Below are 10008 nucleotides of genomic sequence, written 5' to 3'. Positions count from 1 at the left end.
CGGGCTCGGGCGGGGGGGGGGGGGGTGGACCGGACCGCAGGCAGCCCGAGAGGTATCCCCGCAGGCGGTGGGGGGATACCTCTCGGGCAGCGGTGGGCTACGCCTCTTCGAAGATCTCTTCGGCGGCCGACACGGTGAAGGCGCGGACAAGCCAAGTGTCCAGGAGCTCGGGGTCGGCGCAGCCCGTGATGCGAAGGCGGGCCTCGTCGGAGACGGTCACGCCGCGCTGCTCCAGGGCGACCAGGATGCCCCGGGACAGGCCCTTGACCTCACCTTCGGCTCGGAGTTCTTCAGACATGGGAGATGTGTAGAACGAAAGGTCCACGGCCACCAGATTCCTCCACTGTTGTGCGACCGGGCGCTTGCCCAGGCCTTGAGCGATGAGTTCGACGATGGGGTTGGCGATGGTTTCCGGCACGTCCCGCAGAGCGGTGGACATCGCTTTGAGTATGGCACCGGCCTCCGGTTCGGCGGCGTGTGTAATCGCCGCCAGAGTGGCGAATGCCAGGTCTTTGCGGGCCTCGGCCGCATTGGTGATCAAGGGCATGTTGTGCGGGCCCACCACCAGAGGGCGCAGGGTGAGCGAGGGCCACTCGGCCGGGCCGATGGTGACCGGGCGGGCGGCCCATTCGGCGGTGGCGCGGTCCTGGCAGATGACCAGGAGCAGGGGCGGGACCTGGTACTTCGTATACAGGTACGAGAGGTAGTAGGCCCAGCTGCCCGGCTTGTCCGGGTCCTTCTTGCCCTGGGCCTCCACGGCGAGAAGAAATGCGCGGCCGTCTTCCGTGTCGAAGTCGAACCTCAGCAGGGTGTCGACACGCCGTTCGACGGGCCGGGACTCGGTGAGGTCGGTCGGCAGAACGGTCGTCGAGACAGGTGAGGGAAAGTTGAGGCCGAGCACCTGGGAGACCCCGGTGAACAGTTCCGGGTACTCCTGGAAGATGCGGTGCATCGCCTCGTGCGGTGAGCTGACCATGGGATTCCTGGGTAGTGGGAGCAGCGGATCGGCTGACCGAGAAGCGCGTGATGCGGGCGAGTCGGCGTGAGTGACGCCGTACGAGTGGTGTCAGCGCCGCGTGTCGCGGGTAGGGCGAGGCACCGGGTCCGTGAGGCCGGACGGAGGGTGCGTGGGGGCGCTAGGCTGACGGCTGTCCAGCGGGGAAGCTCCTACTTCCCGGTGGTCAGGCCCTCGCGGTGGGATTGCCGTCCCGGCGGGGGCCGTCGCATGTCTGCGATCAGGTCGTGCCGCGAGCGTAGGGCACCCAACCCCTCCTATTACCAGCCAAGTTGGCCATGTTCACCCGTGCGGGTGAGGCCGGGCGGCGAGGTGGAGGAGGACGCATGCCGCCGGAACCGGCATGGCCGTGATTCGGCCGCCAATACCCCGTGCATAGGCCATGGTTACCGCCCTTCGGTCGACTGCTCCGCCGTCGCGGATAGGGTCCGAAGTGGTTTGAACGGGGACGAGGGGGAGTACGCGGTTCATGGCGTGGGACGAGTGGGAGCAGATCAAGGCCGGAGTGGCCGAACGGCAGTCTGGCGGAACACAGTTGAATCAGCTGTCCGCCGAGACGGGGTCGTCCGCCGGAGCGGGGACGGGCGGGCTGAAATCCAGCAAGAAGGCGTGGTTATCCGCCGGCGAGGGAGTGGGGTCGCTGCGCGGGCCCGTCGGTACCGCGCTCGGGAAGCTGGCGGACGGGCAGGCGGGGCTCGGTGAGGGCGAGGGGTGCCTCAGCGCTGCGGCGCAGAAGGAGCTGTACGCCTCGTGGAAACGGTACGCGGAGGACGTCGGCAAGCGGTGCGGGAGCCTCCAGAAGATCCTGGAGCAGGTGGGGCACGACCAGCTCAGGACCGATGAGGCCGTGAAGGGCGAGTTCGACAGGGTGAAGTCGGCGTACGCGGACACGGCGGCCGTCGGCGGCGGCGCACCGCAGGGCAGGTGATGGGGGAGTGGACCTCAAAACCCTCAAGGAACTGAAGCCGGCCGAGTACGAGAGCGCGGCTGACGGATACCGGGCCCTCGCGGACATGGCCCGGACGGCCAAGGATCGGCTGGAGACCAGCGTCGCCGCCGGGATGCGGAACTCCTTGGAAGGCGAGGCGGCGGACGCGGCCCATGTCGAGCTTCAGGAGCTGGGCGCGAATTTTCAGTACACCCAAACCGAGTGCGGTGTGGTCAGTACGGCCCTGAACGGCTTCGCCTTCGACATGGCCGCCGCCAAGCGGAAGCTGGAGGCTGCCATCGTCGACGCTCAGGCAGATCGGATGACCGTGAACCCGGACGGGACGGTGACCTACCCGGCCGGTCCGGACAAGGTCAACGGCGCGATCCCCGACGGAGGCTCCACCGGGGGCTACAGCACCCCACAGGCCCAGGCCGTCGGCCGCCAGGCCGCGAATCTGAGCCCGAACCCGTACGCGGCCCGCGCCCAGGGCATCGCCGACCGGATCTCCACCGCGCTGGCGGAGGCCACGGCCGCCGACGAGAAATGGGCGCCGCAGCTGCGCTCCCTGAGGGCGGACGACGACCTCACCGTCTCCGCCCGGGACTGGGCGGACACCGGCTCTGACGCGAGCGGGGCGCGGGGAGCCGCCGACCGGTACCTCGACGCGATCGCCGGGCCGCCGAAGGACGCGTCGCCCGCCGAGAACGCCCAGTGGTGGAAGAGCCTCTCCGACGAGGAGCGCGACGCCCACATCACCATGAACCCGGCGAGCGTCGGAGCCCTCGACGGCCTCCCTGCGGGGGTGCGGGACGAGGCAAACCGTACGGTCCTCGCACAGAAGCAGGGGCAGTACCAGGCGGCGCTCGACCTGCTGCCGCCGCCACCGACGAACAAGTACGTCACTCTCGCGCACGGCAAGGCCGGCCACAGAGTGCCCACGGTCGAGTACAAGGAGTGGCTGCAGAAATACGGCGAGGACTACGAACGTCTCACTCATTCGCTCAAGGGCATGCAGAGCATCGAGGAGCGGTTCGCCAAAACAGGGGCTGAAGGGCTGCCGGAGGCGTATCTGCTCGGGTTCAGCGCCGAGGGAACCGGCCGGGCGATCATTGCCAACGGCAATCCCGATACGGCCGATCACACGGCGGTCTACGTTCCTGGTACGACCACCAATCTCGGGAGTATCGGCGGAGACATCAACCGCATGACCAACCTCTGGCGGGACGCTGACAGGGCCGTCGGGGCCGGTTCGGTCTCCACGATCACCTGGCTCGGCTACGACGCGCCTCAGAGCATCGCCAAGGACGCGGCGTTCAGTCACTATGCCGACGAGGGGGCACCGGCGTACAACCGGTTCCTCGACGGGCTGGACACCTCCCGGGCCGTCGACACGCCGAGCCACACCACTGCCATCGGCCACTCGTACGGCTCGACGCTCATTGGCTCCGCCGCCCGGCAGGGCGATCTGAACGCGGATGATGTGATCTTCGCGGGCAGCCCGGGTGTCCAGGTCGGTTCCGCCGGGCGAATGGACGTGCCCCAGGGACACGTCTGGAACCAGGAGGCGGCCTGGGACGTGGTTCCGGACTTCGGCCGTGCTGCGCACAGCGGTAATGAGTGGAGCATGGGCGGCGGCGTGATGATCATTCCGAGTGATGCGGCGTTCGGCGCGAACCAGATGGTCACGGGCACCTCGGGGCACAGCGACTACTGGGAACCCAATACCACCAGCTTGCAGAACCAAGCATCGGTAGTGGTGGGGCAATACGGGGATGTGAAAATTGAAGATTAAGCAATTGGCCGCGGCTCTGCCCCTCGGGCTGGCGCTCGCCTTGATCACGGGATGCGCTATGGGTGATTCAGGTAATTCCGTCCCTTCGGCGGGCACGAAGAGCGTTCAGGAGGCCACCAGCGCCACGAAGCAGATCTCCAGCGAACTTCTTGACCTCATCGGGATCAAGGGGGAGTCGTCCGAGCCCGGCCCCGGGGTCAGCGAGTGCGGGGATGGGAAGGACCGGGAAAAATACTTCACGATGTATCACCCCTGGAGCTTCGTTCCGGCCTCGGGCGATCAGCTCGCGGAGGTCATGGAGCGACTCAAGGCCGAGCTTCCCGGGCGCGGCTGGAAGATCGTCGAGTACGGCCCGGACTCCAGTCAGAACAAGAATCTGAACCTGACCGCTGACAACGACGAGCGGAAGTTCAGCGTGAACATCGTCCACAAGGCGAAGGGCACCCCGCAGAACCTCTCTGTGACCGTCGTCTCCGGCTGCTACCAGGTTCCGGACGGGCAGCGGGTCGAGCACTTCTGAGGCCTCACCGCCCAGGCTGCGTCCCTGATCGCCTTCGGGGTGTCCCAGGGGCGTAGCGCTCGGTGAGCTGGGGTACTCTCTACGGCTCGATTGGCCAGGTCGGTGCCCGGTATGGCAGACTGTCGGGGTTGCTCGGTTGAGTGCCAATGCTGCACGCCTCCCGCCGGGAGGACCGGAAGCGAGTCCCACAGTACTCGTCGCGCCATCTGCCCCTGGGCAGCGCTGGGGCGGACGTACGGGAATCTTCCGGGAAGTGTCAGTGGGGTGCCGGCCAGGCACTCGGCGGGAGCTCTTCCCTCTGATGCGCGGGCTGGGCCCGCACCCCCTTGGTTGGGAAATCCTTCGGGATTTCTGCGTAGAGGGAGTGCGACACGCCCGACCGCGTGGGTCGGACAAGAGTGCGGTACTCACCGAGTTGCCAGAGCGTTTCCACAAACAGACAGGACTACGAAGTAGCCATGGCGGGACAGAAGATCCGCATCCGGCTCAAGGCCTACGACCACGAGGTCATCGACTCTTCGGCGAAGAAGATCGTCGAGACGGTGACTCGCACTGGTGCGTCGGTCGCAGGCCCGGTGCCGCTTCCCACTGAGAAGAACGTGTACTGCGTCATCAAGTCTCCGCACAAGTACAAGGACTCGCGCGAGCACTTCGAGATGCGCACGCACAAGCGCCTGATCGACATCCTCGACCCGACGCCCAAGACCGTTGACTCGCTGATGCGCCTGGACCTTCCGGCCGGCGTTGACATCGAGATCAAGCTCTGAGAGGCACGGAAGAGATGGCAAAGCAGATCAAGGGCGTCCTGGGCGAGAAGCTCGGCATGACCCAGGTCTGGGACGAGAACAACCGTGTCGTCCCGGTCACTGTCGTCAAGGCTGGGCCCTGCGTCGTTACCCAGGTCCGTACGAATGACTCCGACGGCTACGAGTCGGTCCAGATCGCCTTCGGCGAGATCGACCCTCGCAAGGTGAACAAGCCCCTCAAGGGTCACTTCGCCAAGGCCGACGTGACCCCCCGCCGCCACCTGGTGGAGCTCCGCACCTCCGACGCCAGCGAGTACACGCTCGGCCAGGAGATCACCGCGGCCGTGTTCGAGTCCGGCGTCAAGGTTGACGTCACGGGCAAGAGCAAGGGCAAGGGCTTCGCCGGTGTCATGAAGCGTCACAACTTCAAGGGCCTCGGCGCCGGTCACGGCACCCAGCGCAAGCACCGTTCGCCCGGCTCCATCGGTGGCTGCGCCACCCCGGGTCGTGTGTTCAAGGGCATGCGCATGGCGGGCCGGATGGGCAACGAGCGGGTCACCACCCAGAACCTGACCATCCACGCCGTTGACGCGGAGAAGGGCCTGCTCCTTATCAAGGGCGCGGTTCCTGGTCCCAACGGCGGACTGGTCCTGGTCCGCACTGCGGCCAAGGGGGCCTGAGGACTATGAGCACCATTGACATTCTGTCGCCCGCGGGCGACAAGACCGGGACCGTTGAGCTCCCGGCCGAGATCTTCGACGCCAAGGTCAGCATCCCGCTGATCCACCAGGTCGTCGTCGCGCAGCTGGCCGCCGCCCGTCAGGGCACGCACAAGGTCAAGCGTCGTGGCGAGGTCCGCGGTGGTGGCAAGAAGCCTTACCGCCAGAAGGGCACCGGCCGCGCCCGTCAGGGTTCGACCCGCGCCCCGCAGTTCGCCGGCGGTGGCGTCGTGCACGGCCCCACGCCGCGCGACTACTCGCAGCGGACCCCGAAGAAGATGAAGGCCGCCGCCCTGCGCGGTGCCCTCACCGACCGGGCACGCAACTCGCGCATCCACGTCGTCACCGGCGTGGTCGAGGGTGGCGTCTCCACCAAGTCCGTCCGTACGCTGATCGGCAAGATCTCGGAGCGCAAGAACACGCTCCTGATCGTCGAGCGTTCCGACGAGGCCGCGTGGCTGTCCGCCCGCAACCTGCCCCAGGTGCACATCCTGGAGCCGGGCCAGCTGAACACGTACGACGTGATCCGCTCCGAGGACGTGGTCTTCACTCAGGCCGCCTTCGAGACCTTCGTGTCTGGCCCCGAGGCCAACGAGACCGAAGGGAGCGACGCCTGATGGCTGAGGCGACCGTCACCACCAAGACCTTCACGGACCCGCACGACATCCTCGTCAAGCCGGTTGTTTCCGAGAAGAGCTACGCGCTGCTCGACGAGAACAAGTACACGTTCATCGTCGACCCGCGTGCCAACAAGACCCAGATCAAGCAGGCCGTGGAAGCGGTCTTCTCGGTCAAGGTCACTGGGGTCAACACGATCAACCGGCAGGGCAAGCGCAAGCGCACCCGCACCGGTTTCGGCAAGCGCGCCAACACCAAGCGCGCCATCGTGACCCTTGCCGAGGGCAACCGTATCGACATCTTCGGCCAGGCCTCCTAACGGAGCGCCCTGGTCCGAATATCGGACGAGGACTGAGAAATGGGTATCCGCAAGTACAAGCCGACGACTCCGGGCCGTCGTGGCTCCAGCGTCGCCGACTTCGTCGAGATCACGCGGTCCACGCCGGAGAAGTCGCTGGTCCGCCCTCTGCACAGCAAGGGTGGCCGTAACAACACCGGTCGTGTGACCGTCCGCCACCAGGGCGGTGGCCACAAGCGCGCCTACCGTGTGATCGACTTCCGTCGTCACGACAAGGACGGCGTGCCGGCGAAGGTCGCTCACATCGAGTACGACCCCAACCGCACCGCGCGTATCGCGCTGCTGCACTACGCGGACGGTGAGAAGCGCTACATCATCGCCCCGCGTGGCCTGTCGCAGGGTGACCGCGTAGAGAACGGTCCGGGTGCTGACATCAAGCCCGGCAACAACCTGGCGCTGCGCAACATCCCGGTCGGTACGACCATCCACGCCATCGAGCTGCGGCCCGGCGGCGGCGCGAAGTTCGCCCGTTCCGCGGGCACCTCCGTGCAGCTGCTGGCGAAGGAGGGCACGATGGCCCACCTTCGTATGCCGTCCGGCGAGATTCGCCTGGTCGACGCCCGCTGCCGCGCCACCATCGGCGAGGTCGGCAACGCCGAGCAGTCGAACATCAACTGGGGCAAGGCCGGCCGACTGCGCTGGAAGGGCGTTCGCCCGACCGTCCGCGGTGTCGCGATGAACCCGGTTGACCACCCGCACGGTGGTGGTGAGGGCAAGACCTCCGGTGGTCGTCACCCGGTCAGCCCGTGGGGTCAGAAGGAGGGTCGTACTCGTTCTCCCAAGAAGGCGAGCAGCAAGTACATCGTCCGCCGCCGCAAGACGAACAAGAAGCGCTAGGAGCGGGTTTAGATGCCGCGCAGTCTCAAGAAGGGGCCCTTCGTCGACGACCACCTGATCAAGAAGGTGGACGTACAGAACGAAGCAGGCACCAAGAACGTCATCAAGACCTGGTCCCGTCGCTCGATGATCGTCCCGGCAATGCTGGGCCACACCATCGCGGTGCACAACGGCAAGATCCACGTCCCGGTGTTCGTCACCGAGTCGATGGTCGGCCACAAGCTCGGCGAGTTCTCGCCGACGCGCACCTTCCGCGGCCACGTCAAGGACGACCGGAAGTCGAAGCGCCGCTAAGGCGGGGTGTGACCGATCATGACAGACACTGAAGGGACAACCATGGAAGCCAGGGCCCAGGCGCGGTACATCCGCGTCACGCCCATGAAGGCCCGCCGCGTGGTGGACCTCATCCGTGGCATGGATGCCACGGAGGCTCAGGCGGTCCTGCGTTTCGCCCCGCAGGCCGCGAGCGTGCCGGTGGGCAAGGTGCTGGACAGCGCCATTGCCAACGCCGCGCACAACTACGACCACAGTGACGCCTCCACGCTGATCATCAGCGAGGCGTACGTGGATGAGGGTCCGACCCTGAAGCGGTTCCGGCCGCGCGCCCAGGGTCGCGCCTACCGGATCCGTAAGCGGACCAGCCACATCACCGTGGTCGTCAGCAGCAAGGAAGGAACCCGGTAATGGGCCAGAAGGTTAACCCGCATGGGTTCCGGCTCGGTATCACCACGGACTTCAAGTCCCGCTGGTACGCCGACAAGCTGTACAAGGACTACGTCAAGGAAGACGTCGCCATCCGCAGGATGCTGACGTCCGGCATGGAGCGCGCCGGCATCTCGAAGGTTGAGATCGAGCGCACCCGTGACCGCGTCCGTGTGGACATCCACACCGCTCGCCCGGGCATTGTCATCGGTCGCCGTGGCGCCGAGGCCGACAAGATCCGCGGCAAGCTGGAGAAGCTGACCGGCAAGCAGGTTCAGCTGAACATCCTTGAGGTCAAGAACCCCGAGGTGGACGCTCAGCTGGTGGCCCAGGCCGTCGCCGAGCAGCTGTCCTCCCGTGTCTCCTTCCGTCGCGCCATGCGTAAGAGCATGCAGTCGGCGATGAAGGCGGGCGCCAAGGGCATCAAGATCCAGTGTGGTGGCCGTCTCGGCGGCGCCGAGATGTCCCGCTCGGAGTTCTACCGCGAGGGCCGTGTGCCGCTGCACACGCTCCGCGCGAACGTCGAGTACGGCTTCTTCGAGGCCAAGACGACCTTCGGCCGTATCGGTGTGAAGGTCTGGATCTACAAGGGCGACGTCAAGAACATCGCCGAGGTCCGCGCCGAGAACGCCGCTGCCCGCGCCGGCAACCGTCCGGCCCGTGGTGGCGGCAACGACCGCCCCGCCGGCCGTGGTGGCCGTGGTGGCGAGCGTGGCGGTCGCGGTCGTAAGCCGCAGCAGAACGCCGCAGCCGAGGCCCCCAAGGCCGACGCCGCTGCCGCTGCTCCGGCTGAGAGCACCGGAACGGAGGCCTGACCGACATGCTGATCCCCCGTAGGGTCAAGCACCGCAAGCAGCACCACCCCAAGCGCAGTGGTATGTCCAAGGGTGGTACGCAGGTTGCGTTCGGCGAGTACGGCATTCAGGCCCTCACTCCGGCGTACGTGACCAACCGCCAGATCGAGGCGGCGCGTATCGCGATGACCCGCCACATCAAGCGTGGCGGCAAGGTCTGGATCAACATCTACCCGGACCGCCCGCTGACCAAGAAGCCCGCCGAGACCCGCATGGGTTCCGGTAAGGGTTCCCCCGAGTGGTGGATCGCGAACGTCAAGCCCGGTCGGGTGATGTTCGAGCTCTCCTACCCGAACGAGAAGATTGCTCGTGAGGCGCTCACCCGCGCTGCTCACAAGCTTCCGATGAAGTGCCGCATCGTTCGGCGCGAGGCAGGTGAGGCGTGATGTCGGCCGGAACCAAGGCGTCCGAACTGCGCGAGCTGGGCGGCGAGGAGCTTGTCAACAAGCTCCGCGAGGCCAAGGAAGAGCTGTTCAACCTCCGCTTCCAGGCGGCGACCGGGCAGCTTGAGAACCACGGCCGGCTGAAGGCCGTCCGCAAGGACATCGCCCGGATCTACACCCTGATGCGTGAGCGCGAGCTCGGCATCGAGACGGTGGAGAGCGCCTGATGAGCGAGAGCAACGTGACTGAAGAGAACACCGCCGCACGCGGTTTCCGTAAGACCCGCGAGGGTCTGGTCGTCAGCGACAAGATGGACAAGACCGTCGTCGTCGCCGTCGAGGACCGTGTGAAGCACGCGCTGTACGGCAAGGTCATCCGCCGTACGAACAAGCTCAAGGCTCACGACGAGCAGAACGCCGCCGGCATCGGCGACCGTGTCCTCATCATGGAGACCCGGCCGCTGTCCGCCACCAAGCGCTGGCGTGTCGTCGAGATCCTCGAAAAGGCCAAGTAATCCATACCCGAGGCCCCGT

Annotated in this window: 15 protein-coding genes; 14 read left to right on the top strand and 1 reads right to left on the bottom strand. The window is 66.6% G+C overall.

The window, feature by feature from the left end; genetic code table 11:
- Window positions 1–97: 97 nt before the first annotated feature.
- The gene (locus tag IE247_RS05340; protein ID WP_190121707.1) at window positions 98–976 is read right to left on the bottom strand and encodes a hypothetical protein; all 879 of its coding nucleotides are present in this window, start codon (window positions 974–976) and stop codon (window positions 98–100) included.
- Window positions 977–1484: 508 nt separating this feature from the next.
- On the opposite strand from IE247_RS05340, the gene IE247_RS05335 reads away from it, so the two are divergent.
- From IE247_RS05335 to rpsQ, 14 genes are all read left to right on the top strand, one after another.
- Window positions 1485–1943, top strand: coding sequence for a hypothetical protein (locus IE247_RS05335; protein WP_190121706.1), 459 nt, complete (start codon window positions 1485–1487; stop codon window positions 1941–1943).
- 7 nt (window positions 1944–1950) lie between these two features.
- Complete coding sequence (locus IE247_RS05330) at window positions 1951–3738, top strand: alpha/beta hydrolase (protein WP_190121705.1); 1788 nt, start codon at window positions 1951–1953, stop codon at window positions 3736–3738.
- A 4-nt stretch (window positions 3739–3742) separates the two neighbouring features.
- Entirely contained in the window at window positions 3743–4258 is a 516-nt protein-coding gene (locus IE247_RS05325; protein ID WP_229868672.1) for a hypothetical protein, read from the top strand.
- Between the two features lie 458 nt (window positions 4259–4716).
- Window positions 4717–5025 carry a 30S ribosomal protein S10 gene (rpsJ, locus tag IE247_RS05320; protein ID WP_003948644.1) on the top strand — a complete coding sequence of 103 codons (309 nt, stop codon included), beginning with the start codon at window positions 4717–4719 and terminating at the stop codon, window positions 5023–5025.
- A gap of 14 nt (window positions 5026–5039) precedes the next feature.
- Window positions 5040–5684: a 50S ribosomal protein L3 gene (rplC, locus tag IE247_RS05315; protein WP_190121703.1), complete on the top strand. Its 645-nt coding sequence runs from the start codon at window positions 5040–5042 to the stop codon at window positions 5682–5684.
- Window positions 5685–5689: 5 nt separating this feature from the next.
- A complete protein-coding gene (gene rplD, locus IE247_RS05310; RefSeq protein WP_190121702.1) occupies window positions 5690–6340 on the top strand; it encodes a 50S ribosomal protein L4 in 651 nt (216 codons plus the stop codon).
- Entirely contained in the window at window positions 6340–6660 is a 321-nt protein-coding gene (gene rplW / locus IE247_RS05305; RefSeq protein WP_190121701.1) for a 50S ribosomal protein L23, read from the top strand. The genes rplD and rplW overlap by 1 nt, the downstream gene beginning before the upstream one ends.
- A 39-nt stretch (window positions 6661–6699) precedes the next feature.
- Window positions 6700–7536: a 50S ribosomal protein L2 gene (gene rplB, locus IE247_RS05300; protein ID WP_190121700.1), complete on the top strand. Its 837-nt coding sequence runs from the start codon at window positions 6700–6702 to the stop codon at window positions 7534–7536.
- A 12-nt stretch (window positions 7537–7548) separates the two neighbouring features.
- The gene (gene rpsS, locus IE247_RS05295; RefSeq protein WP_030351437.1) at window positions 7549–7830 is read left to right on the top strand and encodes a 30S ribosomal protein S19; all 282 of its coding nucleotides are present in this window, start codon (window positions 7549–7551) and stop codon (window positions 7828–7830) included.
- 42 nt (window positions 7831–7872) lie between these two features.
- Window positions 7873–8220 (top strand): 50S ribosomal protein L22, encoded by a 348-nt coding sequence (rplV, locus tag IE247_RS05290; RefSeq protein WP_153486751.1) that lies wholly within the window; start codon window positions 7873–7875, stop codon window positions 8218–8220.
- Window positions 8220–9053 (top strand): 30S ribosomal protein S3, encoded by an 834-nt coding sequence (gene rpsC / locus IE247_RS05285; RefSeq protein ID WP_190121699.1) that lies wholly within the window; start codon window positions 8220–8222, stop codon window positions 9051–9053. Before rplV ends, rpsC begins: the two co-directional genes overlap by 1 nt.
- 5 nt (window positions 9054–9058) lie before the next feature.
- Window positions 9059–9478 (top strand): 50S ribosomal protein L16, encoded by a 420-nt coding sequence (gene rplP / locus IE247_RS05280; protein ID WP_072485538.1) that lies wholly within the window; start codon window positions 9059–9061, stop codon window positions 9476–9478.
- On the top strand, window positions 9478–9702 hold the full coding sequence (rpmC, locus tag IE247_RS05275; RefSeq protein WP_153486748.1) for a 50S ribosomal protein L29: 225 nt from the start codon (window positions 9478–9480) through the stop codon (window positions 9700–9702). The genes rplP and rpmC overlap by 1 nt, the downstream gene beginning before the upstream one ends.
- Window positions 9702–9989, top strand: coding sequence for a 30S ribosomal protein S17 (gene rpsQ / locus IE247_RS05270; RefSeq protein WP_190121698.1), 288 nt, complete (start codon window positions 9702–9704; stop codon window positions 9987–9989). Before rpmC ends, rpsQ begins: the two co-directional genes overlap by 1 nt.
- The last annotated feature ends 19 nt before the right edge of the window (window positions 9990–10008 follow it).

It is taken from the genome of Streptomyces inusitatus (assembly GCF_014651115.1).
GTDB classification, from domain to species: Bacteria; Actinomycetota; Actinomycetes; order Streptomycetales; family Streptomycetaceae; genus Streptomyces; species Streptomyces amakusaensis.
The sequence above is the reverse complement of the archived record's forward strand: the minus strand, read 5'-3'. Positions and strand labels throughout refer to the sequence as shown.